This is a genomic window from Wujia sp., assembly GCF_056872695.1.
The window spans coordinates 1-25,996 of sequence record NZ_DBMFCD010000019.1 but is presented as its reverse complement, the minus strand read 5'-3'; the positions used below and the strand labels follow the sequence as shown (position 1 = coordinate 25,996).

Sequence of the window (25,996 nt, the reverse complement as noted above, 5' to 3'; positions counted from 1 at the left end):
TTGGGAACAGCGTAAGCTTAGTGAAATTTGCGAAAGAATAACCAGAAAAAATAGAAATAATGAATCAGATTTACCACTTACAATAGCTTCACAGTTTGGATTGATTGACCAGAGAGACTTTTTTAATAAGGTTGTAGCAGCCAAAGATATGAGCAATTATTATCTATTGAAAAAAGGAGAATTTGCATATAACAAGAGCTATTCTAATGGTTTTGATTATGGTTCTATAAAAAGGCTAAATGCCTATAAACAGGGCTGTTTATCGACATTATATATATGTTTTGGAATTACTTCAGATGAAGTAGAATCAGACTATTTGGAGTGCTTTTTTGATACTCTTAAATGGTATGGAGATTTGTCTATGATATGTGCAGAGGGCGCAAGAAATCATGGATTACTTAATGTAGATACAAAGGGATTTTTTGATGAGGTAACAGTGGATTTACCGAAGTCTTTAGAAGAACAAAAGAGAATATCAGTATATATGAATGCTTTGAACCGCCTCATCACTCTTCATCAGCGTAAGTGTTGCGAACTGAAAAAATTGAAACAATATATGGCAAATCACATGTTTGTCAATCAAAGCATAAAATGCGATAGAGATATCGCAACAAATCATAAAAAATTACAAGAAAGGACGAAAGAAATGGGAGAATTAGAATCAGTAATTGAGCAGAGATTAATTGACCAATTATGCGGTGGGGATTCACAGTGGACATATCGGAAGGATATTCGGACGGAGGAGCAGTTGTGGGATAACTTCAAATACATATTGGAGCAGAACAACAAGGCAAAGCTGAACGACACGCCACTCAGTGAGAGTGAATTTGCAAAGATCAAAAATGATGTATCGCACGCTTCTTTTTATGATGCAGGCAAATGGCAGGTTGGTGAGAACGGAAAAGTCTATGTGCATGTACAAAGAGGCAATGACACATTGCATTTGGTTGTGATGAACAACGAGCATATTGCCGGGGGAACGAGCGTCTACGAGGTAATCAACCAGTATCAGGCATTCAAGACAGATGAGGTGGATGACAAGCGGGACCGAAGATTTGATGTGACGCTGTTGATCAATGGAATCCCAATGATACATATTGAGTTGAAGAACAAGGATCATTCCTATATGGATGGGTATCGGCAGATAGAGAAGTATATTTCTGAAGGGAAATTCCGCGGACTTTTTTCAAATGTACAGATGTTTGTTGTGAGTAATGCCGTTGACACGAAATATTTTGCGGCGGCAAGGGCAGCAGAATTAGCGGAAGGTAAGAAATTTATAACCGGATGGGTGGATAACGAGAACTATCCGGTTTGTGATTATCTGGATTTCGCGAAGGCTGTTTTGCGGATTCCACAGGCGCATGAGATGATTGCGAAATATACGGTGCTTGATAATGAGAAGAAGAAATTATTGATTTTGCGACCATATCAGATTCATGCGATTGAAGCGATGCGGGCAGCGTCCAAGCGGAGTATATCAGGCTATATCTGGCATACAACGGGCTCCGGAAAGACGATGACATCTTACAAGGCAACAAGGAATCTGTTGATGGATATTCCGTCCATAGAAAAGACAATATTCCTGATTGACCGGAAAGATCTGGATATGCAGACGAAGATGGCGTTCCAATCCTATGCGGAAAATGACACGATCATTGTGGATGATACGGAAAATGTGGATGCCCTGATTCGGCGTCTGACAGATGGCAACCGACAGATGATTGTCACGACGCGGCAGAAGCTGCAGACGATGATTACCAAGAGACTGCAGGAGGGAACAAAAGAATATGACAAAATCCGCAACCTTCGGGTTGCATTTGTGGTAGATGAATGTCACAGAGCCGTCACGCCGGAGACAAAACGTAAGATTGAACGATTTTTTGCACATTCTCTATGGTATGGATTCACAGGTACGCCAATCTTTGAGGAGAACCGGTATGAGCAGAAAGGTGATCTTCCGCAGACAACCGATGAGCTGTACGGAGCATGCCTGCATAGCTACACAATCAAGAATGCCATTCATGACGAAGCGGTTCTCGGATTCATGGTTGAGAATCTCGGACCGAAAAAAGAAGATGTGGATGATGCGGTATTTGAGACAGAAGAGCATATGCGACAGGTTCTGGATGTGGTGCTCAATCAGTCTTATACGAAATTAGGCATGCAGAATGGAAAGGGACGAACATACGAAGGCATTTTGACAGTCGGATCCATCGCGAAAGCACAGCGATACTATGAGTTGTTGAAACGGATCAGAGAGGGCAAAGATGCATTAAAGATAAATGAGGAGATTTGCAAGGTAGTTCCTGATTTCCCGAAATTCGCAATTACATATTCCGTGACGGAAAATGATGAGGCATCAACAGTAAATCAGGATAAAATGCGGGAGTCCCTGCAAGATTACAATGAGATGTTTGGCACACATTATGACGTGGAGAATATCAACGCGTATAATAGTAATCTGAATGATCGTCTGGCTCGAAAGGAAAAACGTTATATGGAGCGGAGTCAGCAGTTGGATCTGGTGATCGTTGTCAATCGTTTGTTGACGGGATTTGATGCTCCATGTCTGTCCACCTTGTATATGGATAGATCGCCAATGAGCCCACAGGATATCATACAGGCTTTTTCAAGAACGAATCGTTTGTTTGATGCAAATAAGACATATGGACAGGTTGTAACATTTCAGTCCCCAAAAGACTTCAAGAAAGAGATTGACCGGGCATTGCGGCTGTATTCCAGAGGCGGTGAAGGCGTAGCAGTATCAGAAGATTGGGAGAGCGTGCTTGATGTTTTTTCGATTGATGTAAAGACGATTCATGCATTGGGACGGACACCGGAAGAGATTAGTCAGTTGTCAAGGGAGCAGAAGAAGTCGTTTATCTATGCATTTCGGAGTTTGGATAAGAGCTTTGCACATTTGAAAGCATTTTCCAGATATCGGGAAGAACTGCTTGCAGACTATGATTTCTCGCAGGAGGAATATGAAAACTATGCGGCAATGTATAAAAATGTTATGGAAGAGCTGAAGAAACCGAAGGATGAGGCGGAAAACGATGATCCGGTTATGGACGACTATGATCTGATTGCGTACAGCAAGATGCGGGTGGATTTCGAGTATATTGTCGAGCTGTTGCAGGGATTGGTGAATTATCTGGATCAGTCGAGCAATGATTTTCAGAATGCGATATTTGCGAAGAACATTCTGGCGCTGCGCGAGATCTCGAAGGAATTTGCTGAGGATAATCAGAAGCTCGGTGAACTGTTGGAGCAGGTGATTGATAATATCGAACAGGACAAAGATCGGTACAAAGGTCAGGATATCGCAGTGGTTGTCAACCAGATGCGCTATGATGCGATAGATACGGAGATCAAGACATTTGCGAAGCTGTGGAATCTGAATGAGGACGATGTGCGTTATGAAGTGTATAATTACCGGGATGGCGAGATGGCAAATGAAAACACCTTCAAGGATCGTGCGTATGCATCCTATAAGGAGGGTGTAGAGGAACCTATGCCGAAATTCAAGTTCCGTAAGATTATAGTAGAGAAGTTCAAGCATGATCTGATGGAGAATGTATTGCCGCTGCGCGATTGATGAAATGTCGGGATGCGGATATATAGGACGCTTTCTGCAAACGACGAATGAAAAATTGATAGGCTGGAATAGACTGGGAATATCTATGGATGGTATTCCCAGTTTTATTATAAATCGACGTGCATATTTGGATGCGAAGTAGTTTAATTCAGGTTCGCAAGGGATCGCATGATGATGTCAATGTCCTTACTTTCCAATTCCTGAATAATGTGCAAATAGGTCTTCTGTGTGGTCGTCATGCTGGCATGTCCGAGGCGCCTTGCCACACTGGCGATGGAAACGCCGGCGAAAAGCATGAGCGAGGCATGGGTATGACGTAAACCGTGGATAGAGATGACGGGGATTCCGGCATTTTTGCAATGTCGTTCCAATATTCCGTTCAAGGTGGAATTATATATTTTCCCTTTTGCGAAGATCGGTTCATCTTCCGGAAGCTTTTTCACCAGTCCGGCAAATTGCATAACGGTTAACCAGTCAATCTGTATCTTTCGGACAGACGATTGATTCTTGGTTGGCAGGAAGCCGCCATTTCCTTTGTAATCCCATGTCTTGGAGATCGTCAGTATTTGCCGTGAAAAATCAAAATCCCTCGGCGTCAATGCAAGCGCTTCGGAAAACCGCATTCCGGTTTTGGCAACCAGAAGGATGAACCAATCCCATGATACTTCCGGCCCCAGATCAAGGTCTTCGATTAGTTTGTGAAGCTCAAACTGATTGAGAAATTTCTGCTTTTTCTCACGTGGCTTTTTGCCTTTGATGATCGCTTTCCGGGTTGGATCTCGCGGAATCAGCCCCTCATCCACGGCATCTAAAATGGCACATTTCACATGGTGGTGAAAATCCATCGTTGTCTGATGCTCATGTTCTTCTGCATATTCATTTAGTATTTTCTGATAAGAAATCCGATCCAGTTCGGAAATCGACAGATCGGGAGCCAGCTTTAACAGCCATTGATGCGCCATGTTGTATTTGCTCATGGTGACCGGACGGATCGCTCCTTCTTTGTAGACGTTGATCCATTGCTTGTAGTAATCACAAAACAGCATTGGATTTCTGGATGTTGGTGTGTTCATTTGTAAATCCTCCTTTTTGATAGTGGTGCACGTCGATGTATGAATGTATTAAATTAAATCGTGTCGTATCGGAGTTTAATCTTGTATTTTTTGTAGATTATTGTAATATAAATATATGGATTTTGGTTAATGGGGATATATAACTAAATGGGGATTTATGTTATATAGTTTTTCTGGCATATGTCTTAGTTTCTGTTACTTAATCCGTAATATTAGAAAATAGAAAAGTTGGTCATAAGGAGGAGAATATGTCACAGACAGAAGAAATTGATATTTTGGACAGGAAAAAAATTATTGATGATATAGAGCAAATTTTAGTGCTCCTATCTGAACAAAAACAGGGGCGAGTATTTGCGCTTGATGGTAAGTGGGGGTATGGTAAAACATATATTCTGGAACGGTTAGAAAAGGAGCTAGAGGTACTGCAAAATGAAGAAACGCAGGACGATCGATTTTATGTGTTCCATTATAATTGCTGGCAGTATGATTATTATGAGGAACCAGCGGTTGCAATTGTGTCGGCGATGTTAGAAAAACGTAATAAAGAGAAAAAAATAGAGACGGCTCTGACAGAAGAATATAGAGATTTAAAAACGGTATTAGGAAAAATAGCGGGAGAATTTGTTAAAAATAAAATTGGTATAGATTTAGTGCAATTATGTAAGGAATTGGAAGAGGACAAAGTTCAAGAAGCAGGAAATCCGTCCGACTTTGATAAAATGTTTTCTTTCAAAAAGACACTGGATTTTACACGAGATCAAATCCGAGAATTATCAAAAAATAAAACAGTATTATTAGTGGTTGATGAGTTGGATCGATGTATGCCAGAATATGCAATTAAAGTGTTAGAGCGTTTACATCATATGTTTGAGGGATTGGATAATGTGATTGTTCTGCTGGCAATTGATAGTACACAGTTGGAACATTCCGTGAAAGAAATTTATGGAGAACAGGTTGATACTGAACGATATCTTAGAAAGTTTATTTCCTTTCGTGTAAAGCTAGATATTGGAAAAGTGCAAAATAATTTTATTAATAAGTTTGATTATTATTTTAATAAATTTGATGATCCAGAAGATATAGTAAGAGTGATAAATGAAATTATTTTATTGGATGCAATAGATATTAGAAACCTTGAAAAAATTGTAGAAAAATTATATTTAATTCATTCTATATGTACAAGGGATGTTTTGGGAGCAGAAGTGCTAGGTTTTGAAATGATTTTTGGAATTATGGCATATAAAATTCAGTGTGCGAAAATGACGGGGATAGACACGACAGAAATAGGTGATTTTCATTGGATACCTGAGATTGATCATGACAGGTTTATTAATTTGGAAAGAGTTATTAATAATAGTACAATTCAGTATTTGAAAGATTTGAAAAAACAAATGGAAACTGGAATATCCTATTTAGATACACAGAATTATGTAAAAGTAATGTCAATTGGGATAATGTGGTATATCTTTGATAGAGTTTTTGCGGAAAAATATTCCCTTATGCTACCTAAAAACGTTAGAACTGGAGAAATAAATTTTGAAATTGATATTTGTAAATTGTTTGTTGATATTTATAAAAAAATGATATGAGATATAGAAATGTGATAGGGGGGAGTTTATGAACGCGTTAAATTTATATTTGTTATGTCAAAATCCAGAAAACTATGATATATCAGAATATTATAGAACGTTAGCCAATGTACATAATGATTCTAAATTGAAGAAATGTGAAATTGATACGTTAAAGCAATTTGTTGGTGAATTAATAGAAAATTATGTACAATTAACACATTTAGATAATTTTTTCTATGATTTTTCAATTCCTCATATATCCAAAGAGTTTGATTTATTAAAGATATATGAGGATGATTGTATAGTTAATATTGAATTGAAAAGTAGGGAAGTGGAAGAGGAAAAAATAAAAAAACAATTAGAAAAAAATAGATATTATTTATCACATTTGGAGAAAAAGATAATAAGTTTTACATATGTTAAAACAGGAGATACTGGAATAGTTTACACTTATGACGAAAATAGTGGATTAATACAGGTCCAAATTAGTGATATTATTTCGGCGATAGGGCGAGATGTTCCCTGCGTAACCGAAAAAATTGAAGAATTTTTTAGAGCCAAGGAATATTTGATATCTCCTATAAACACACCAGAGAAATTTATCCATGAACAATATTATTTAACGGACCATCAAGAAGAAATTAAGGTAAAGATTATTAATAGTATAAATTCTGGAGAACATAAAATGTGGGGAATACAAGGAGGTGCAGGAACAGGTAAAACATTATTGCTATATGATATAGCGAAGGATTTGAGTTCCCAATATAAGTTGTGTATTGTCCATTGCGGCATATTGTCACAAGGACATGAAGAATTAAATAAAATAATGAATAATGTCGATATATTGCCAGTTAAGGTGTGTTCTTTTGACACATTAAAAAAATATCAAATTATTTTAGTTGATGAATCACAAAGGATTTATCCGGCAAATCTGTATACCATTATATCGGCTTTTCAAATAGGAAAGAACTGTATTTTTTCGTATGATTATAAACAGGTGTTATCAAAAAGGGAGATGGAAAATGATATACCTACTAAATTGAGAGAGTATGATGAGTTTTATGAAGAGTCATTATCGGTAAAAATACGAACAAATTACAATATTTTAGAATTTATAGAATGTGCAATTAATTTGAAACGTATTCCAGGAGAATATGTTAGTTTTAGAAATATAGAGATTATATATGCAAGGAGATGGCATATGGCTATCGAGATTGTAAAATATTATGAGAATATTAAAGGGTTTAAATTCATATCATATACACCGTCTATAAAATCGTCAAATATAGATTATTTTAGAAATTACGATAATACACATGAAATAATAGGACAGGAGTTTGACAATGTGATTTTTAGTATGGATGATAATTTTCAATATACTGAAGAAGGGCGATTGCAGGGAAAAGAACATCCTAATTCGAATTATATTTTCTATCAATTGTGGTATCAGGGCGTTTCAAGAGCAAGGGAAAAATTGTGTATTTTGGTTATAGATAATGAAGAATTGTTTGAGAAGTTAATTGAGGTAAAAAGAAAACGTAAATGAATAGAGGTAAAAATGAACATCCAAATCTTCGGCACAAAAAAGTGCAACGATACAAAGAAAGCAGAGCGTTTCTTCAAGGAACGCGGAATTAAATATCAGTTTATCGACATGAAAGAAAAGGGCATGAGCAAAGGCGAGTTCCATGCTGTGGCATCCGTTAATGGTGGCATGGAGAATATGATCAATCCAGATTTTAAGGATAAAGATCTGTTGGCGTTGATTCAGTACATTGCCCCGGAGGATAAGCTGGACAAGATACTGGAGAATCCGCAGGTGATCAAGACACCGGTTGTGCGGAACGGAAAGCAGTCGACACTAGGATATCATCCGGAAATATGGAAGACGTGGTCATAATATGAAACTACATGAAAAAACAACCAAATCAAATGCGATGCTGCATGTCACACTTGCTTGTACCTTGGTGATTGCCATTGTGATATTCTTATTCGCAAAAGGCTATGTGGCAGACAAGCTGACATTTAACATTGTAAGATACATGAGCCAGAGGAAGATTCTGCTATTATATCTTGGCGTCATCAATCTCGTAACGTTTATCCTGTTTGGCATCGACAAATATGCGGCAATCAAGGGAAAATGGAGAATCCCGGTGGTGACTTTGTTAGGATTTTCATTTGCTGGCGGCGCAATCGGTGGTATAATTGCGATGTACTTATTTCATCACAAGACGCAGAAGAATTATTTCGCGGTGGGACTTCCGATGATGATCGTGACACAGCTTGTGGTGCTGTTTTATTGTATGAATGCGCCGTGGTAAGCCAATATAGTCTGGAAGCGAACCGCGCGAACAATTCGAATAGCGAGAGCACAATTCACATAGTGCGAGAACGATTCGAATAGAACAAAAACAAAGAATAAAATACTAGGGGAGAAAACAAAAACATGGGTATACTTGGAAATATTTTATGGTTTATATTTGGCGGTTTTGCAGCCGGACTTTCGTGGGTGATTGCGGGAATCGGCTGGTGCATTACGATCATAGGAATTCCAATTGGCTTGCAGTGCTTTAAGTTCGCTGGGCTTGCATTCTTCCCGTTTGGCAAGGAAGTTACATATGGTGGAGGGGCGATGAGTCTTATCGCGAATATATTCTGGCTGCTCTTGACGGGGATTCCGATGGCGATTGCAGATGTAGTCTGGGGATGTATCTTGTGCATTACGATTATAGGTATTCCATTCGGAAAGCAATTTTTCAAGCTCGCGAAATTATCGCTGATGCCATTTGGGGCAACGGTTGCATAGGAAGAGGAAATAGATCATGCAAATATTTGTAGATGCCGATGCCTGCCCGGTCGTGCGTATCGTGGAGGAAATCGCAGAAAAATATCATATCCGGACGACACTGCTTTGCGACACGAATCATGTCCTGAACTCTGATTACAGTGAGGTAATCGTGGTTGGTGCCGGCGCGGATGCAGTGGACTACAAGTTGATTAGTCTTTGCCATAAGGGCGATATCGTTGTGTCGCAGGATTATGGTGTGGCGGCGATGGCACTTGGGAAAGGTGCGTATGCCATTCATCAGTCTGGGAAATGGTACACAGACGCGAACATTGACCAGATGCTGATGGAGCGGCATTTGAATAAGAAAGCACGGCGCAGTTCGGGGAAGAATCATATGAAAGGTCCTAGAAAACGGACCGAGAAAGATGATATAAGATTTGCGCAGTCGTTTGAAAAAATGATAATGAAAGCATGTAAGAAAATCTGATATACATACATAAATGAAAAGAGAATTAGAGGGGGAAAAGAACATGAAGTTGAAAACACAAATTAAAAAATCACAATGGTGGGTAAGCTTATTGGTGGCAATTGCGGTATATTTCGCTGTGTTGATTGGGTCGCAACTGAATGTAGTGGTGTTTAGTGGTGGAGTGTTACTTGGTTTGATCATATTGCCGTTTGCTTTTATAAAATGCATCATTGATGAGTGGAAAGAAGGATACAGGATTACGGTTATTGGATGGTTGATAGACATTGCGGTAGATGTTTATGCTACATATATATATCTAACATCGATTGGAAACGTTTTTGTCTATGTATTCAAGATATTCAAGAGCCAAATTCCGTAGTATAGAATTGCAAGTGTGGAAATCAGAAATTATAATAAATGAAAAGTGGACATGCAATCCGAAGGGAGGAGCCTTGGAATGAAAAGTATACTTATCAAAGATACGACGCGGGAGGAACGAATCCGGATCGTGCAGGGGGGACTGAATCAATGTGGCGGAGCCTGCGATTTCTGCAATGGCTGTGATAACTTAGGCGGCGGTTCCGTAGATGCGTTTTACGAGCCATATATCAACGGCGAGAAAGAATTGCGGGAATTGAACGAATCATATACAAGCAATTCCGGCATGGTTCATTAAATTATAAACGACAGAAAAGAGGAATAGACATGAATCACATTGCAAGAGAAGACGCATTTGAATTATTGAAGAAGTACAACAAGGATCCATTTCACATCCAGCATGCGCTGACGGTGGAAGCGGTTATGAAATGGTATGCGAACGAGCTTGGCTATGGCGATGACGCTGAGTATTGGGGCATCGTTGGATTGCTGCACGATATTGATTTTGAATTGTATCCGGCAGAGCATTGTCTGAAGGCACCGGAGCTGCTGCGCGAGGGCGGTGTGTCCGAGGATATCATTCATGGTGTATGTTCGCATGGTTATGGAATTACGGTTGAATGTGGTGAGACGATCGATGTGAAGCCAGAACATGAGATGGAAAAAGTGCTTTTTGCAGCCGATGAGTTGACCGGGCTGATTTGGGCGGCCGCGCTGATGCGTCCGTCGAAGAGTACAAAGGATATGGAATTGAAATCTCTGAAGAAGAAATATAAGAGTAAGGGATTTGCAGCAGGATGTTCGCGAGAGGTAATCGAGCGCGGGGCCAAGCAGCTTGGCTGGGAGTTAGAGAAGCTTCTGACGATGACGTTACAGGCGATGGCGGCAACCGAGGATGAGATTCAGGCAGAGGTGGAGGTATACAACGCATGAATGAATATTTCAAAAGCATTATTGATCAGGAACGGGTATCGGTTGTGATCTGTAACCTACAGCATGAAATTATTTACATGAACCCTGCAGCAATTAAAAATTATGCAAAGCGCGGTGGCGAGGCACTCATAGGGAAAAGTCTGCTTGCCTGTCATAACCCGGAATCGAACAAGCGGATTCAACAGGTGGTTGATTGGTTTGCAACAGATGTCAACCACAATATCGTATATACCAGTTACAATGCAAAGCAGAACAAGGATGTATACATGGTGGCTTTGCGGGACAGTGAGCAGAAATTAATCGGATATTATGAGAAACATGAATATCGTGACCGGGAGACGATGAAGTTTTATGATATGCAGTAGCTCGCGGCGTCAGAAATCGAATATTACGATGTGATTTTTATGGATATTATGATGCCGAAGATGAACGGACTGGAAGCGGTGAGAGCAATTCAGACTTTGCAACGCGACGACGCGAAGAAAATATTATGTGCAAGCAGTAAAATGTTATAAACAAAAAGCCTTGAAACACAATGTTTCAAGGCTTTTTCACAAGCAGGGGATGAGAGAATCGAACTCCCGCCAAAGGTTTTGGAGACCCCTATCATACCATTTGACCAATCCCCTATAATTGGGTGTGTCCGCAAGACACATGTACTATTATACAGTTTTATCGACATTTGTCAAGAATTAAATTTTGCAAATTGCAGGAAAAAAATTAAAAAAGAGGCTATAAAAAGAGAGAAAAAACGATTGTGTATTCCTATTTATTATGATAAAATAAATTGATGTATGAATCAAATAGGCGTATATGTTCATAATATGGTTGAACGTTTCTACCAACTACCGTAAAGAGTTGACTACGAAAACAATTGTTTCGTGGTCTTTTTTTATGTTTTGATTTTGGGAGGTTATTTATGAAGTATGATGTGATCGTAATTGGTGCAGGACCGGGCGGTATTTTCTCTGCGTATGAACTGGTACAGAAAAATCCAGATTTAAAGATTGCTGTGTTTGAAGCAGGACATGCATTGGACAAACGGCATTGCCCGATTGATGGAGATAAGGTGAAAAGCTGTATCGGCTGTAAGAGCTGCTCGATCATGAGCGGATTTGGCGGTGCGGGCGCATTTTCGGATGGAAAATATAATATTACCAATGATTTTGGCGGCACGCTGTATGAGTATATTGGCAAGAAACAGTCGCTCGAACTGATGCAGTATGTCGATGAAATCAACATGCGTTATGGTGGCGAGGGCACGAAGCTCTATTCGACGGCGGGTACACGGTTCAAGACAGTATGTATCCAGAATGATCTGCATCTGCTCGATGCATCTGTACGGCATCTGGGGACGGATATCAACTATGTCGTGCTTGGAAATCTGTATGCGTATCTGAAGGACAAGGTGGAGTTTTTCTTCGATACACCGGTGAATTCGGTTGTCGCAGAAGAGGCGGGCGGCTACACGGTTGTCTGCAAGGATGCATCCTATGCATGTGAGAATTGCATCATATCGGTTGGACGAAGCGGAAGCAAATGGATGGAGAAGATTTGCGATGATCTGGAGATTCCAACGAAATCAAATCGTGTGGATATTGGTGTGCGCGTGGAGCTTCCGGCAGTTGTATTTGCGCATCTGACCGATGAGCTTTACGAGAGCAAGATTGTGTACCGGACTGAGAAATACGGCGACCGCGTGCGTACCTTCTGTATGAATCCAAAGGGGGCTGTTGTAAATGAAAATACAAATGGCATCATCACTGTAAATGGTCACAGCTATGAAGATCCGGAGAAGCAGACGGAGAATACAAATTTTGCATTGCTTGTGGCAAAACATTTTTCTGAGCCGTTCAAGGATTCAAATGGGTATGGTGAGAGTATTGCCAGACTTAGCAACATGCTTGGTGGCGGTGTTATCGTACAACGGTTTGGCGATCTGATCCGAGGCAGGCGCTCGACACAGAGCCGGATTGATGAGGCGTTTATCACACCGACGCTCAATGCAACACCGGGAGACCTGAGTCTGGTGCTTCCAAAGCGTATCTTAGATGGCATTATCGAGATGATCTATGCGCTTGACAAGATTGCACCTGGCACAGCAAACGAGGACACACTGCTCTATGGAGTGGAAGTCAAATTCTACAATATGGAAGTTGATGTGGATGAGAAACTGGAGACACGTCATAAGGGACTATATATTATCGGAGATGGTAGTGGAATCACGCATTCGTTGTCACATGCATCTGCCAGCGGTGTCTACGTGGCTCGAAATATAACGGATTTTATAAATTAAAGTAAATATAGGGTATAAATGCCGGTGATTTTATGCTATCATTATTAAGTTAAAGTAGAATCAGTGTAAAGTTGCGAAAGAAAAAGGCACTGCTCGTGATTTGGCAGTGTCTTTTCTTTTGGTATGTGGTGAAAACAGCCCATTGTGGTTTAGTTTGGATGGAGAACAAATCAGAGTTAGGAGATAGAACATGATACAGAACGAAGTAACTGAGATCAAGAAGATTATGACGAAGAACGACTGCTGCATTCACGGGCTTGCCGGATGCTATGTCGATGCGAATAAAGAGATGCATATTCTGGAGCAAGGCAAATTCCTTGTTCTGCAGGAGGAAGAACAGCACAAATATTTTGACCTGATCAAGAAGGGCTTGTCCGGGCGGATCGGTAAGAATCTGCTGAATCTTGTGTTTCGTACGGAAAATGGAATTACAGTGCCAAACCGTGATACACTCATGCAGGTGTTAAACAGTGAACTGAAAGATCCACAGGTGCTGCAGGCATATTTTGAGAAGATACGCGATTCGTATGCGTATGTGGATAATTATTATATTATGCTGGTGTATGGTGTCTACGATGTACCGGGAAAGACCGCGGACGGAATCGAGATGGAGGATGCATCCGATGTTGTGTACAAGTTCAATTTGACATTACTTTGTCCTCTCAAACCATCGAAGGCAGGGCTGATGTACAATCCGGTCGATAACAGTCTGGAGAATGCGATGCGGAATATGATGGTCGAGATGCCGATGAACGGATTCTTATTCCCGGCATTTAATGAACGCATGAGTGATGTACATGCGGCACTTTACTATACGAAGAAACCGTCTGAGTTAAATGACAGCCTGCTCATGGATGTGTTTGGTTGTGAGATTCCGGCGACTGCTGGCAAGCAGAATGAGATGTTTATCAATGCCATTGAAGCCGTGGAGGAGATGACATTTGATAAGGCGAAAGCGATTTACTCAAACATGCGGGAGCATGAGATGGAGTTAAAGGACAGCCAGGAGGAAGTCGTGGTTGATAAGAAAGAAACGGCGCGTATCTTAGAGGAAAGCGGATTTGAGGAAGAGGAGATTCAGGCGTTCACGAAGACCTTCGATGAGGCAACCGAAGAGAACGGAAAGGTACTCTTAAGCAATGTGTTCGAAGGAAGCAATAAGCTGAAGATCAAGTCGGGCAAGACGGAGGTCTCCCTTCCGGTTGAACAGACGGATGCGATTGAGGTACGCAAGATCGATGGCAAGAACTGCATCGTGATTGAAATCAGTGATGACTTACTTGTAAATGGTGTGAAGATCAATAAATTTGATGGACCGATTGATCTTTCTATATAGTCTAGCAGTACACCCGTGGAACTGCGGAGTTTACAAAGAGCGGATTGATCCGGAATGTCACAGAGTCTCCGATAGAGACGGGAGCCTTCGACACATCTAAAATACATGAATTCATACTGATCTGACCAAGAACTGGCAGGGTTTGACCTTCAAACTCTGCCGTTTGCTTTTTCTGGAAGCAGGCATGCTTGCACAGGCGAAGCAGACGAAGCGGCGAGGGACGTTTCGGAGCAGCCTCACGTGTCATACCAAGTCCGTGAAAATATCCAGCCGATACAACGGCTGTTGTCGAAGCCTTGGACAGACGGCAGGTTTTACCGTAGCCGATGTTGTGTCTGGCAGGAAGCTCATATACGTCGTCCACACTTGCAGTCAGATTGCAGACGTTTTCAAATCCACAGGAATTCGAAACAGCAAGACGCCCGAGAAATGCGGAACCGATACGGACCGCATCCAGATTCATATACGGAAAACGGACGAGGGAGGAAGAGGAGGAGATATGACGTATCCCAAGTGGAATCCCTGCGTCCGTCAGAGTAGAACAAATGTCGTTAAAATCCTCAAACTGCTTTTTGACAAATCGCTCGTTTTTACAGCAGGCAGCATAGAAATGGGAATAGATTCCCGTGACCTGTACGTGCGTCATGGCATGTACGGTGTTGATGATGTCGCCAATCTGTGAGGTTTTGCTGCATAGGAAACCATAACGTCCAAAGCCTGTATCAATGCACAGGTGTGCATGGGCGCAAAAATGATTTAAGCGTGCGGCAGTATCCTCCAAGATCTGCCCGCATGAAACGCTTGTGATACTGAGTGTGATGTCGTGTTTGATCGCGCGTGTAATATCTTCTGGATGATAAAGTGGTGTCAGAAGAAGAATCTCCCCGAAGATTCCTTTCTCTCGAAGTTCAATGGCATCTTCAATTTCCGTGACTGCGAAATGTCGGATTCCGCGTGCCTGTAAGAATGTCGCAAATTTGCACAGCCCCAAGCCGTATGCGTTCCCCTTTAATACGGCTATGATCTGTGCGTCAGCAGCCAGAGATTTGATGATCTCGATATTGTGTTCCAAAGCACGAATCCGAATATTTAAGGTTGTCATCGTCATTCCTCCTTTTTTAGCCAGCGGTGCAAAAACTATGTTAAAATATTTCACTCTTGTATCTGCTTGCAGTATAGTGTATTATTGCATCGAAGTTGTATCATAACTGTAACGAAGTTGCAAAAGATTTGTTTACAACTTGCATATTTTGAAAAGAGAAATATATAGAGGTAACTACGATGGAGACATTATCAAGACATGCAAAGATTCAGACGTCGGAGACATTCTTATTAAGTGCGATTCTGGCGTTGTCAGGGGGATTTCAGGATGCGTACACATACAATGTGCGAAATGGCGTATTCTCGAATGCACAGACCGGAAATGTTGTGCTGATGAGCCAGCATCTGATGGAAGGAAACTGGATGCGCGCGCTGCACTACTTGTTCCCGGTGCTTGCGTTTGCATTTGGCGTACTCGTGGCAGAACGGATTGGACATACTTATAAGAATGCTAGAAAGATCCACTGGCGGCAGATCGTTGTTTTGATTGAGATATTGATTTTATTAGCGGTTGGTTTTATGCCGCAGAAGTTCAATATGGCGGCGACGATGCTCGTGTCGTTTGCCTGTGCGATGCAGGTACAGACGTTCCGGAAGGTAAATGGCTATGGCTATGCGAGCACGATGTGTATCGGAAACTTAAGAAGCGGAACCGAGAGCCTGTCCGTCTATATCCGGGAGCACCAGAAGGGGGCACTTCGCAAGGCACTGCATTACTATGGAATCATATTGATCTTTGCAGTCGGTGCCGGTGCCGGTGGAATCTGCTCAATGCAGATCGGCGTGCATGCAATCTGGATATCCTGTGTCCTGTTGCTTGCCGGATGTCTGCTTATGATTAAGGAGGAACGTTAAAAATATCGTTTTCTGTTAAGAATCGGAATAACGATCATGGTTTCAAAGGAATCCTCGATATATTGACTCCGCATGTAACCATGATATTTTTCCGTGATGATCTTTATATTTGCCAGACCGTACCCGTGATCCATTCGGTGATCCGGGTACTTTTTTATTTGGTCTTCCGGCAGACAGGTGTTGCGCATATGTATAACAAACGTATTATTTTCAGAGATACATACATTGAAATGCACATATCGGTTCGGATTTCTGGATTTACAGACCGCTTCGGATGCGTTATCCAGCATATTTCCGACGATCGTACACAGGTCATAGTCCGAGACCGGAATCTGAGTTGGTTGCAATGTAATCTTTTGGGAAAAGGCAAATTGCTTCTCTTTTGCGAGCATCTCGAAGCTGCTGATGAAGGCATCCAATACAAGGTTGCCGCTGTTGACACTGATATAATTCGCTTCTATGTCGTTGATTGCAGAGTGAAGATATGCATCTAACTGCTCCGTCTGTTGTTGCTTGAGCATCTCGGAGATTGCAAAATAATGGTTCTTCATATCGTGTACGATGCTGCGGGTTTTCTTGTAGGCGGTTCCCAATTGGAAATATTTTTCCTGCTGAAAATCAATCTGTCTGCGCATAGAAAGGTTTTCGTCCTTGATCTGCTCCATCTTAAAACAATTATCCAACAGACAATAATTCAATATATTTAACAGGGCAATCGCTAAATAGGCGATGATCATATAGTACGCATTGTTTGACTGGTAATTGCTGCGGACAGGAATACAAAGGGTAATTACCAGAGAAAGCACGGGCGTCGTAAATAATAACAGGTTGTATTTATAATCGTGATATTTTATGTGTCGGTTCCAGAAGAAAATCACAACCAGAATCAACAGGAACAGCATGATCTTGGAACCGAGATTCATGAGGATCGAAAGCTGGCGGAGAGGGAGCTCTATAACTGCCGGGTTTATTATTTTCACCAGAAACAGGAAAAAGCTTTCTCCAAGCAGAGCAAGAATCTGGAAGGAAATGGATACAAATATGCGGTTTGACAAGCGCGTCCTGTATAGGAAGGTCAGGGCAAAGGTCGTAAGCAGACTTACGACGCTTGTGGCTATTGTAAATTGCTTGGATGGCAGTCCGGTGCACAGAGTCTGGTTTACATAGATAAGAACCTCCATGATAAGAAAGCACGCAATATAGAGTGGATAGGCTGTGCGGCGGTTTTCCTTATGGAAGATGCCGTTCATATAGATGATAATTATGACCATATCAAAGAGATAGGTAAGTGCTTCAATCGCGTAATACATAGTTCTCCCCCTAATCTAAATCATTTAATTCTACAATGTGATTCATGTAGATGGAAAGCAGCTCCCGTCTGGCATTTCTGCTCAGGGGGAGGCGTTCTCCGTTATCCAATAGTACATCTTTGTTCTCAAAATAATGTACATGCTTCAGATTCAGCAGGATACTGCGATAACATTTGTAAAAGTGCCGGGAGGCAAGCGTTTCCTGCCAGTATGAAAGCGTTCCGCGCACAGAGATCGTGCGGTTCGTAAGATGAAATAGTAATGTCTGTGCATCACTGTTTTCAACCTCGATATAGAGAAGATCCTGAATATAGATCGTCATCTCCCCTTCTGTGGTAGAAACGATGGAATAGATCGTATGACTTTGTTCGATTTCGTTTATCACATTTTGCAGTACTTCTTCGACATCCTCTGTGGTGTACGGCTTCGTCAGATAGTAAAATGCCCGGACGGTAAAGCTTTTTTGCATGTATTCAGGATAATTGCTCACGAACACGAGCAAGGCATAACGGTCGATGGTGGAACGCAGGATGCTTGCGGTATCCAAACCGTTTAGCTCCGGCATTTCTACATCCATGAAAATTAACTGATATTGTCCTTTTTCTGTATAGGAATCTAAGAATGCTCTTCCGCTTGTAAATGTTGAGATAGAAACCTCCACATCAAACGCAAAATAAAAATGTGTGATACAGGATTTTAAATATTCAATTGCTGCTTCGTCATCGTCACAGATTGCAATGTTCAGTTTCATTGAGAACCCCCTTTGCTGATTCGCCCCAATAATTGGTTTATCCATATTACGATAACACAAAAGAACATAATCTGGATAGAATCAAATCTAAAAAAGTTAAAAAATATAAGGTACAAGCTTAGTAGCATTATCGAATATATTGCAGTCAGGTATTTTAATCGACGTTTCTTCTTTTGAGTCAGGCGATGGCTTTTTGTATCCACAGGTGCAAGGATGATGATGGTAATCAGCAATACACAGAAACACCAGAAGGCTGGAAATGTCTGGATTGCAGGGATTGGCAGATAGATCGTGACAATTATTCCAATACAGAAGGTGAGATAAGAAATAATATCACATATGCCGCGCGAAGATGCATGCATGCCTCCGGCAAGCATCTTGAGTGGAGACATTGTAAAAACGTAGACGAGTGCCAGCCATCCATGATGGAAAAAGATTCCAAGAATCAGAAGGCTGAGATTATATAGGAATAAGTCGAAACAGAAGTCAAAGCAGTATATGTAAGCTGCCCGTTGCTGAAACGGTAGAACGTGATTATCGATAAATATATCCGTGATTTTTACGCTGAGCGTTTCTGTAATTTTCATTCGATTTACCTCCATATAAGCATCATAACATAGAACAATTGGTAATATATAATTTCCCGTAAATGGTCAAAAACGGGGGGTGAAATGCACTTTACCCCCCGTTTTTGACCATTCGCAGAAAAAATGAAAGAAGCATCTGTGCGTATGATAGGATAAAAATGGGTTTAATAATTATTTACAGGAGGGAAAAGAGCATGAAAAAAGTACTGGAATTTCTTGTCAGGCATAGTGGAAAGCTATGCGCATTCGCGATTGGTGTAGCAGCTATTGCACCGGAATGCTGTCGTGGAAGCTGGTATGAACCAGAAGAACCAGAGGGGCTGGAAGAAGTATTGAAGAAAAGTGGAAATGTACAGTAGAGGAGTTACATGTATTATGCAAAAAGTAAGTAAAGTAAAACGGTTTATCGCAATGACTGCGATGGCAGCCATGTTGTCAATTACAGGACTGGGTGCAGCACAGAATAATGCGCAGGCGAATACAAAGGATGAGGCATGGCCGTTTTCGTTGGCTGCTAATTCATATGGTTTTCATTTCATTAAGTCAAGACCAAAGGAGAATGATTCAAAAATTTATTTTTATTGGAGTAGTACATATGGAGGTAATTTGAAAGCATTAACTGTGACGCCATATGGCACAGATTCACATGGAAACATGGTTAAAGCAGGTACGAGTGACCGTGGAGAAGCAACATATTCTGTCAATCAGACAGGAAAATACAGAATCACGAATTATGTTCATGAGTTAGGTTTGCCTCAGGCGACGGTAGGCGTTCGATCAAAGACAGGTTCAGGTACAGCGAAGGGAGTATGGAGTCCGGATTGTGCAGGAACTTATGAAACTTTGCAGTAAAATATAACGGAATAAATAGTAAGCATCTGTGTTTAGTTAGTGCAGATGCTTACTTAGATATTCGAAAGGGTTGTGGATTACGATGAAGAAGAAAATATGGGTACTTTTACTGGGCATACTGGTATTGGCAATAGGTGTAGTCATAGTGGGAATATTGAAACGAAATGCTGAAAAAGAGGATACGGCAGAACAAAAGGAAGCGGTTCATACAGTCATAGAAAGTGATGAGGAAAATATGGTGGAAACAGATGGGGAACCGAATGAGGAACAACAATATTTCGAACAGTTAGAAAAAGACAAAGCAAAGGCAGGAACGATTTATTCGAGAGACAGTTACCCGATATACAACGGCTTTGGCTTTAAAATAATTGATTTAAAAATTTTTAATACTTATAAGGAGTTTACAGAAAGTGAATACTTTAATCCAGATTTTGTATGTTATGATCCGACAAAACTGAATGGATTTACAGAGGACGAACTTTCGGAGACCATGCTTGCATATGCGGAAGTTGAGATTACAAATGAGGACCGATATGAAAAGGAATATTTGTCCAATGATGCAGTTATTGTATGTGCAGGAGATGGATCAAAAGATAAAGAAGGATATTATAATTTTGGTGGAGCGGATAATTGTTATGCAAGTATGGTAGATAATTGGAAGAATTTTAATGATGAAAAAGAAAGGGATTATTTCCATATTGAACCGGGAAAGTCCATAACAATACAGATTGGTACGGCCGTTCAATATGCTTTGGATGGAAGAATAGTCAGAGCAGACAAAGTGTTTGATAATCCTCAATATTATCTTCAAGTACAAGGGAATGTTCCTTCCAACGGAGAACAATCCGTTTTAGAAAAAGATTTAACACATATTTTTATTGAATGTCAGTAAAACTGTGGATAGTGTCAAGAGACGTATGAAAAAACGTAACAAAGAAAAAAGGCACTTTCGTACCTTGAAAACTGTAGATATTTTTGCTATGGCAGGGATGCGCCACCCTTGACAGCACAAAAAGAACTGCTGGGAGGGTGTTACCGACGGCGAAGAACTCAAGAACAGTTCGTTTAATCCGTCGCTCACAGCAGTGTAGCAGTTCTTTTTATGTGTGGTCAAGGGCCAAGCCGCTTGCACGGTGGCTCATAAATCCCTCCGGCTCAGAATCTAAGAACAGTCAGCCGCGTTGCGGTTCTGCATATTTTTGATTGTCTGCTGACCGAGGAAGATTAACAGCTGCCATTTACCAGGCATGTTAGGGGCACCCTTCTGTATATCGACCTCGTTTAACACATTGTATCCGGCGTGCTTATGAGGACGGAGAAAGTTATAGTAGGCAAATCAGAGCGCAAGGTCATAGTTGGCACCGTCGATGTTATCAAATCCGTTTGTCGGTCTGTTTGATGCTTTGTAAGTGCGATTGAGACGTTCAATCATCTGCTTGTATGGACGGAACTCTTTTGATACAGCATCGTCGTTGGTAAGTCCAATTACCTGGGTGATATCAAATTATATTTTACCTTTTGAATGTCTGAAGAACTGCTGTGCAGCTAAAGGATAGGCTCTGTATCCGTCAGCAATAAACCGGAAATTCTTGGGGATCTCCTTCAGGTGTTTGAAAGCCATACGCATGGACATGATGCTTGGACCAACGCCATGGTTATCAGATATCTGATAACCGATGATTGAACGTTTTGCAGCGTCGATGATAAACCAAATGTACCCTTTGATTCCACGGATTTTGATGTATGTCTCATCGGCAGTAAAAACGTTTTTACTTGATAATTATAGTTATCTACAAAGGGTTTTACGCATATGGCTGCGGTTTTGAGATAGTTTGCAACCTGCTGGTGAGAGATCTTGATACCATGGATCTCGTGAAGTGCGTGGGCAGTTTTGTGCAGGGATAATCCGAGATTGACTTTGTAGGAAAGACATAATCCCATGACATTCTGATCAAACTTGGAGAATCTGAGAGATGAAGCGTTCTTAGGCGCGGAGTTTAAGTCCATGCGAAAGAAATCTATCTGGAATTCGCGGTAGATATAGTGGAGTTTGTACTTGTATTTATTCTTTTGTAGATCTGCTTTATCAACTTTTTTGAGGTTTCGGAGATAGTAAGGACATTTCGGATTAATATATTTATGTATAACGAAGTGTTTGCGGTCTTTCGTATGTACGAGAGTGTGGCTGCAGTGAGGGCATTTCAAGACATGCGTTTTTGAAAATCTGCTTCAGCATTAGGCTTGAAACGAGATTGGCATACTTTGCATAAGATCTGGGTCTGTTTTTTCCATCGTTCCACATGAGGTAATGGAACGGAACATTACAGGAGAAACAGCGGAGATCTTCAGGAACGTTGCATTCGCCATGACGGAACACGGGTTTGATTGTCTTGTGGTATCGCTGTTCATAGTATCCAATAAGATCCTTCCAATCCCAATCCTGCTTGTAGGAAATGATTTTTGGTAGTTTGTCGATTTTGAATTTTTGATACTTTGGAGAGTGTGAATCGTCAAAAGCCCACTGCTTGAGAGGAATGTATTTACAGATAAAGTTAAAAGTTGACCAATAATTTTATATTGGTATTGAATGATGTTAAGTAAATAAAGTATAATGTTCATGGCAATAACCTTTCTATGATGATAATGGTTTGTGGTGAATTCATTGTACTTCTTTTTAGGGGGGTATTGCTTTTTTATTTGTAAAATCCCTTAAAATAAAAGATTTATAAAGAAAAAATGGAGTGTCTTTTGACACTACCTTTGAATTAAGGAGAAGGATAATATGAAAAAACGGGTGATATTTTTTTTAGGCAGTGTTATTTGCTTTTCCGTGATTATTGGCATGATAGGATTTGTAAAAAATAAAAGCTCTATTGGAAATGGGAAAGTAACGACAGAAGAAGTATCATCGTCCGTGGCAGCAGAAACTGCCACGGATATGGCTGCATCGGCATCAGATAAAGATGAAGAACAGCAATTTTTTGAGCAGGCAGTAGAAAATAAGGAGAAAGTAGAACAGGATGGTTCCGTATTTTCCAAAGGAAGCTATCAGATATATAATGGATTTGGATTTACTGTCACGTATTTCCACGTATACGATACATATGAAGCGTTTGTAGAGAGTGAGCATTATAATTCGGACTACGTTGAGACAGATCCTAAGGATTCCAAATGGATAACAGAAGAGTTTGATAATGGAGCGAACTTTGTATATGCGGAGATTGAAGTAACAAACGAGGATCGGTATGAGAAGGAATTTTTGCCAACTATGTGTGAGATTGTGTGTACACAGGATGATTATATCGCATATGTAGACGGAAAGAGTTTCTATGGGTATGCGTATAACGATTTCTATATGTCAAAAAGAGACGGCTGGGAAGAAATACAGGGTGCGGAGATCGAAAAACTTGCCAGATATTATCAGATTCGACCAGGAGAGACGGTAACGATAGCTATTGGAGGAACCAGTTATGTTGAATGTTATACAGAAGGGGATGGGAATGGCGAAGATCCATATGAATTCATAGGAGAGAAATCCGTGGATGAGGTTTTCACTTCTCCGAAATATTATCTGGAAATAGCTGGGAATATGCCATCTTCTGGAGATCAGGCATGGCAGGAAAAAAATATCCGTGATGCGTTGACACACATTTATATAGAGTGCCAATAACTATGAAGGAGAAGCATATGTCATGAAAAGAAAAAAGGTCTTGATTTTAATTGGTATCCTGCTTGCGGTAACTGGACTGGGTCTGCGTATCTGGTATGTGAACACCCATACATATTCACCAGAAATAAGGGAGGTTCCGCAGGGACAGACAGCGGAATATTGTGGACTTTCGTATACAATCGTAAATGCCGAGATGTGGAACAGCTCAGATTTCTATACACAGCATCCAGAGCTTACCGATTATCAGAATCCGAACATACCTGCAGATGAGATGAAACTATTGGTTGTTGAATATCAGATTGGAAAAGTACAGGAAGCAAACAAACTGGATCTTTATATTCCGATTCAATATGCGCATTTGTTTAACGGACCAGATCCATTTATGACGCAGGATATGAATCCGTCTCTTTCGGATGGGAACTTCCGGTCGGGTGATACAGTCGTGATTCCGTATGAAATCTATAAGGCAAATTTATCGGAAGCGCAATGGAAGGATGTGGAGAATGGAAAGATGGAGTATGAGACTGTACTCGGAACGTATCCGGTCAAGACGGAAATGAAGATTCAGGATATCCGGTATGAAGGAGGAAAGGGACAGTGAAAGAAGTTATTACAACAGAGATGAAAAAAGCATTCCGTTCCAAAGGATTTCTCGTAGCAGCATTGTCCGGCGTTCTGCTCGCAGTCATACAGACAATCTGGGCGTATCAGAATATTTATCAGGTAAATATGAAAGAAAGGAATCATATTCTTGGATTACCTGTGACCGATGAACATTACGGTTCGTGGTTTCAGACCTGTATCATGCAGGGGTGGATCGGATGTGAATATTACTCATCTTTTAATCAGTTCCTGTTTTTGGCGCTGCCTCTTTTTGCAGTGTTACCATACAGTATTTCCCTGTATTCGGAATGGAAATCCGGGTATGCAATGCAGATGCTTGTCCGGCGGGGAAGAAAGCAGTATATCATAAGCAAAGCGGCAGCAATTTTTATAAGTGGAGGCTGTGCGGCTGCCTTGCCGCTGTTGGTAAGTCTGTTACTTTCCGCCTGTTACCTTCCAGCGATTGGAATTGATCCTATTTCCATGCAGAATGTCGTGGGTAATTCCATGATGTGGAGTGCGCTTTTCTTTGAAAAGCCAGTGCTATATGCCATCAGCTATACAGGAATTGTATTTGTATATGGGGGAATCTATGCAGAAATTCCACTTCTGTGTGTTGGATGGATGGAAAACAGATTTGGTACATTGATATTTCCCATGTTACTTCACTGTATGCTGTTTTATGGTGTGTATAATTTGTTCCCGGAGTTTGCAGCTTACAATCCGGCTATGTTTGTAAATCCGAGCCAGCTGGTTTTTGGGATAACATTTCGTGGGATTGTGAGTGTAACAGTTGCGATTCTGGCAGTGGAAGGATTACTGTTATGGCTTTCAAACCGTCGGCGGGATTTTCTATAATGTCCGGTGATATCTGTCAAGAGAGGAGTGTGCAGGGAAAATGGAGATAAAGTTAGAACATGTGACAAAGAAGATAAAGGGAGTTCCGGTATTGCAGGATGTGACAAAGACATTTACCGGGGGCTGTATCTATGGTTTAAGTGGCAAGAATGGCTGTGGGAAAACGATGCTGATGCGGACGATGGCAGGACTGATCTATCCGACCAGCGGAGTTGTGAAGATCAATGGAAAGACGCTCGGAAAGGATATTTCTTTTCCGCCAAGTATGGGACTTCTGATTGAGAATCCTGCGTTTCTGCGAGGATATACCGGCTTGGAGAATCTGGAGATACTGGCGAAGGTGCAGGGCGGTGTGCCGCAGGATGAAATCCGGGCAACCCTGGAACAGGTGGGGCTTGATCCCGACGACAAACGGAAGTATTACAAGTATTCGCTTGGTATGCGTCAGAGGCTTGGAATCGCAGCTGCAATTATGGGAAAGCCGGATATTATCCTGCTGGATGAACCGATCAATGCGATCGATGCGGAAGGTGTCAGTGTGATCCGGGATGCCATCCGGGCGTTGATGGATGACGAACGGATTATTATCATTGCCTGTCACGATAAAGAGGAAATGGAGTATATGGCGGATACGATTTTGTATATGTCAGAGGGACGGTTGGAGGAAGCATGATATGAGATTATTGCACTTCTTGGAATATGATATCAGTGAGGGACTGATCCGGTTTTGGAGAAGGTATCTGTGGCTTATCGTACTTGTCTTTATTACGTGTCTTTTGCTCGACCGGGCGAGTGGAGACTATCTGGGAATGTATGGTGAAAGCTGGTCACCGCTTGGATATATAGTCAATGAGTTTTGGGGACAGAGACCATTTCATTTTAACCAGAATACACCGGATCAGTTCAGACTTCCACTGGCTTGGATTCTGCAGTATATTCTGCTTGCATACTGTATTGGAAATTA

28 protein-coding genes, 1 tRNA gene, 1 pseudogene and 1 riboswitch are annotated in these 25,996 nt (G+C 41.1%); of the genes and pseudogenes, 23 read left to right on the top strand and 7 right to left on the bottom strand.

Annotated elements, in window-relative coordinates; translation table 11 throughout:
- Positions 1-646: 646 nt before the first annotated feature.
- A complete protein-coding gene (locus ACZQK9_RS12875) occupies positions 647-3,601 on the top strand; it encodes an HsdR family type I site-specific deoxyribonuclease (protein ID WP_483270833.1) in 2,955 nt (984 codons plus the stop codon).
- Positions 3,602-3,744: 143 nt separating this feature from the next.
- On the opposite strand, the gene ACZQK9_RS12870 is transcribed toward ACZQK9_RS12875, so the two are convergent.
- Positions 3,745-4,674, bottom strand: coding sequence for a site-specific integrase (locus tag ACZQK9_RS12870; RefSeq protein WP_021985791.1), 930 nt, complete (start codon positions 4,672-4,674; stop codon positions 3,745-3,747).
- Between the two features lie 248 nt (positions 4,675-4,922).
- Between ACZQK9_RS12870 and ACZQK9_RS12865 the strand changes: the two genes are divergently transcribed.
- From ACZQK9_RS12865 to ACZQK9_RS12815, 11 genes are all read left to right on the top strand, one after another.
- On the top strand, positions 4,923-6,263 hold the full coding sequence (locus tag ACZQK9_RS12865) for a KAP family P-loop NTPase fold protein (RefSeq protein ID WP_483270832.1): 1,341 nt from the start codon (positions 4,923-4,925) through the stop codon (positions 6,261-6,263).
- A 28-nt stretch (positions 6,264-6,291) separates the two neighbouring features.
- Positions 6,292-7,791 (top strand): DEAD/DEAH box helicase, encoded by a 1,500-nt coding sequence (locus ACZQK9_RS12860; protein ID WP_483270831.1) that lies wholly within the window; start codon positions 6,292-6,294, stop codon positions 7,789-7,791.
- A gap of 12 nt (positions 7,792-7,803) precedes the next feature.
- A complete protein-coding gene (locus ACZQK9_RS12855) occupies positions 7,804-8,145 on the top strand; it encodes an arsenate reductase family protein (RefSeq protein ID WP_118373796.1) in 342 nt (113 codons plus the stop codon).
- A gap of 1 nt (position 8,146) precedes the next feature.
- Entirely contained in the window at positions 8,147-8,566 is a 420-nt protein-coding gene (locus ACZQK9_RS12850; RefSeq protein WP_483270830.1) for a DUF1294 domain-containing protein, read from the top strand.
- A gap of 125 nt (positions 8,567-8,691) precedes the next feature.
- Complete coding sequence (locus ACZQK9_RS12845; protein WP_118373795.1) at positions 8,692-9,051, top strand: YccF domain-containing protein; 360 nt, start codon at positions 8,692-8,694, stop codon at positions 9,049-9,051.
- Between the two features lie 16 nt (positions 9,052-9,067).
- Positions 9,068-9,520, top strand: coding sequence for a YaiI/YqxD family protein (locus tag ACZQK9_RS12840; RefSeq protein WP_483270829.1), 453 nt, complete (start codon positions 9,068-9,070; stop codon positions 9,518-9,520).
- 43 nt (positions 9,521-9,563) lie between these two features.
- Complete coding sequence (locus tag ACZQK9_RS12835; RefSeq protein WP_483270828.1) at positions 9,564-9,881, top strand: hypothetical protein; 318 nt, start codon at positions 9,564-9,566, stop codon at positions 9,879-9,881.
- A 78-nt stretch (positions 9,882-9,959) separates the two neighbouring features.
- Positions 9,960-10,178 carry a hypothetical protein gene (locus ACZQK9_RS12830; RefSeq protein WP_483270827.1) on the top strand — a complete coding sequence of 73 codons (219 nt, stop codon included), beginning with the start codon at positions 9,960-9,962 and terminating at the stop codon, positions 10,176-10,178.
- 29 nt (positions 10,179-10,207) lie between these two features.
- The gene (locus ACZQK9_RS12825) at positions 10,208-10,813 is read left to right on the top strand and encodes a hydrolase (RefSeq protein ID WP_118546308.1); all 606 of its coding nucleotides are present in this window, start codon (positions 10,208-10,210) and stop codon (positions 10,811-10,813) included.
- On the top strand, positions 10,810-11,178 hold the full coding sequence (locus ACZQK9_RS12820) for a PAS domain-containing protein (protein WP_483270826.1): 369 nt from the start codon (positions 10,810-10,812) through the stop codon (positions 11,176-11,178). Before ACZQK9_RS12825 ends, ACZQK9_RS12820 begins: the two co-directional genes overlap by 4 nt.
- A 30-nt stretch (positions 11,179-11,208) precedes the next feature.
- Positions 11,209-11,328, top strand: coding sequence for a hypothetical protein (locus ACZQK9_RS12815; RefSeq protein ID WP_483270825.1), 120 nt, complete (start codon positions 11,209-11,211; stop codon positions 11,326-11,328).
- A 43-nt stretch (positions 11,329-11,371) separates the two neighbouring features.
- On the opposite strand, the gene ACZQK9_RS12810 is transcribed toward ACZQK9_RS12815, so the two are convergent.
- Positions 11,372-11,442, bottom strand: a tRNA-Trp gene (locus tag ACZQK9_RS12810).
- A gap of 158 nt (positions 11,443-11,600) precedes the next feature.
- Positions 11,601-11,698: riboswitch (purine riboswitch) on the top strand.
- Positions 11,699-11,732: 34 nt separating this feature from the next.
- Between ACZQK9_RS12810 and ACZQK9_RS12805 the strand changes: the two genes are divergently transcribed.
- Both ACZQK9_RS12805 and ACZQK9_RS12800 read left to right on the top strand, forming a co-directional pair.
- Positions 11,733-13,109 (top strand): NAD(P)/FAD-dependent oxidoreductase, encoded by a 1,377-nt coding sequence (locus ACZQK9_RS12805; protein WP_483270824.1) that lies wholly within the window; start codon positions 11,733-11,735, stop codon positions 13,107-13,109.
- A gap of 190 nt (positions 13,110-13,299) precedes the next feature.
- Positions 13,300-14,445, top strand: coding sequence for a DUF4317 domain-containing protein (locus tag ACZQK9_RS12800; protein WP_216507459.1), 1,146 nt, complete (start codon positions 13,300-13,302; stop codon positions 14,443-14,445).
- Position 14,446: 1 nt separating this feature from the next.
- On the opposite strand, the gene alr is transcribed toward ACZQK9_RS12800, so the two are convergent.
- The gene (gene alr, locus ACZQK9_RS12795) at positions 14,447-15,547 is read right to left on the bottom strand and encodes an alanine racemase (RefSeq protein ID WP_216507460.1); all 1,101 of its coding nucleotides are present in this window, start codon (positions 15,545-15,547) and stop codon (positions 14,447-14,449) included.
- Positions 15,548-15,726: 179 nt separating this feature from the next.
- Between alr and ACZQK9_RS12790 the strand changes: the two genes are divergently transcribed.
- The gene (locus ACZQK9_RS12790; protein WP_118373788.1) at positions 15,727-16,401 is read left to right on the top strand and encodes a YoaK family protein; all 675 of its coding nucleotides are present in this window, start codon (positions 15,727-15,729) and stop codon (positions 16,399-16,401) included.
- Here ACZQK9_RS12790 and ACZQK9_RS12785 read toward each other — a convergent pair.
- From ACZQK9_RS12785 to ACZQK9_RS12775, 3 genes are read right to left on the bottom strand one after another with little or no spacing between them, the layout of a single operon-like run.
- On the bottom strand, positions 16,398-17,711 hold the full coding sequence (locus ACZQK9_RS12785) for a sensor histidine kinase (RefSeq protein ID WP_483270823.1): 1,314 nt from the start codon (positions 17,709-17,711) through the stop codon (positions 16,398-16,400). The genes ACZQK9_RS12790 and ACZQK9_RS12785 overlap by 4 nt on opposite strands.
- A gap of 10 nt (positions 17,712-17,721) precedes the next feature.
- The gene (locus ACZQK9_RS12780; protein ID WP_483270822.1) at positions 17,722-18,462 is read right to left on the bottom strand and encodes a LytR/AlgR family response regulator transcription factor; all 741 of its coding nucleotides are present in this window, start codon (positions 18,460-18,462) and stop codon (positions 17,722-17,724) included.
- Positions 18,459-19,049 carry an accessory gene regulator B family protein gene (locus ACZQK9_RS12775; protein ID WP_178017459.1) on the bottom strand — a complete coding sequence of 197 codons (591 nt, stop codon included), beginning with the start codon at positions 19,047-19,049 and terminating at the stop codon, positions 18,459-18,461. Before ACZQK9_RS12775 ends, ACZQK9_RS12780 begins: the two co-directional genes overlap by 4 nt.
- 194 nt (positions 19,050-19,243) lie before the next feature.
- Here ACZQK9_RS12775 and ACZQK9_RS12770 point away from each other — a divergent pair, with 194 nt between their 5' ends.
- The 3 genes from ACZQK9_RS12770 to ACZQK9_RS12760 all read left to right on the top strand — a co-directional run bounded on the left by ACZQK9_RS12770 (position 19,244) and on the right by ACZQK9_RS12760 (position 20,793).
- The gene (locus ACZQK9_RS12770; RefSeq protein ID WP_216507465.1) at positions 19,244-19,408 is read left to right on the top strand and encodes an AgrD family cyclic lactone autoinducer peptide; all 165 of its coding nucleotides are present in this window, start codon (positions 19,244-19,246) and stop codon (positions 19,406-19,408) included.
- 16 nt (positions 19,409-19,424) lie between these two features.
- A complete protein-coding gene (locus ACZQK9_RS12765) occupies positions 19,425-19,901 on the top strand; it encodes a DUF2712 domain-containing protein (RefSeq protein ID WP_483270821.1) in 477 nt (158 codons plus the stop codon).
- A gap of 82 nt (positions 19,902-19,983) precedes the next feature.
- Complete coding sequence (locus ACZQK9_RS12760; protein ID WP_483270820.1) at positions 19,984-20,793, top strand: hypothetical protein; 810 nt, start codon at positions 19,984-19,986, stop codon at positions 20,791-20,793.
- 270 nt (positions 20,794-21,063) lie between these two features.
- Here ACZQK9_RS12760 and ACZQK9_RS12755 read toward each other — a convergent pair.
- A pseudogene (locus ACZQK9_RS12755) lies at positions 21,064-22,520 on the bottom strand (IS6 family transposase).
- A gap of 163 nt (positions 22,521-22,683) precedes the next feature.
- Here ACZQK9_RS12755 and ACZQK9_RS12750 point away from each other — a divergent pair.
- The 5 genes from ACZQK9_RS12750 to ACZQK9_RS12730 form a co-directional block, all read left to right on the top strand.
- Positions 22,684-23,571 carry a hypothetical protein gene (locus ACZQK9_RS12750; RefSeq protein ID WP_483270819.1) on the top strand — a complete coding sequence of 296 codons (888 nt, stop codon included), beginning with the start codon at positions 22,684-22,686 and terminating at the stop codon, positions 23,569-23,571.
- 22 nt (positions 23,572-23,593) lie between these two features.
- A complete protein-coding gene (locus ACZQK9_RS12745; protein WP_483270818.1) occupies positions 23,594-24,172 on the top strand; it encodes a hypothetical protein in 579 nt (192 codons plus the stop codon).
- The gene (locus ACZQK9_RS12740) at positions 24,169-25,032 is read left to right on the top strand and encodes a hypothetical protein (protein WP_483270817.1); all 864 of its coding nucleotides are present in this window, start codon (positions 24,169-24,171) and stop codon (positions 25,030-25,032) included. Before ACZQK9_RS12745 ends, ACZQK9_RS12740 begins: the two co-directional genes overlap by 4 nt.
- Before the next feature lie 40 nt (positions 25,033-25,072).
- Entirely contained in the window at positions 25,073-25,705 is a 633-nt protein-coding gene (locus ACZQK9_RS12735) for an ATP-binding cassette domain-containing protein (protein ID WP_483270816.1), read from the top strand.
- A 1-nt stretch (position 25,706) separates the two neighbouring features.
- Positions 25,707-25,996: hypothetical protein (locus ACZQK9_RS12730; protein WP_483270815.1), on the top strand; the 290-nt coding region annotated here is incomplete at its 3' end.